Genomic DNA, 324 nt, shown 5'->3' with positions numbered 1-324 from the left:
AAATCTCCACAGGAAAGAATGAAGAACAACGTCTAGAAGCGATTTCTCAGATGGTCTACGGCAAACGAGTGGACGGCCTCATCTTCCTCTATTCCAAGCCCGACGATCCATTGGTACAATTAGCTATCCAACACAAATTCCCCTTCCTCATTCTTGGTAAGGCGGATTCTCCATTCATATCACTAGTTGATAATGATAATATCCAGGCCGGCTTTGAAGCTACCAACTACTTCATCAATAAAGGTTACAAAAACATTGCCTTCGTCGCTGGTAACAAAGAGTTAGTCGTATCTCAAGACCGTTATACAGGTTACAAGAACGCCC

The 324-nt window shown here is 43.2% G+C and carries 1 pseudogene; it reads left to right on the top strand.

Going from position 1 to position 324, the window contains the following annotated elements:
* A pseudogene (locus C1G53_RS11015) lies at positions 1-324 on the top strand (LacI family transcriptional regulator); the annotation flags it as partial.

Source organism: Streptococcus suis, from assembly GCF_002960445.1.
GTDB lineage: Bacteria > Bacillota > Bacilli > Lactobacillales > Streptococcaceae > Streptococcus > Streptococcus hyiners.
The sequence above is the reverse complement of the archived record's forward strand: the minus strand, read 5'-3'. Positions and strand labels throughout refer to the sequence as shown.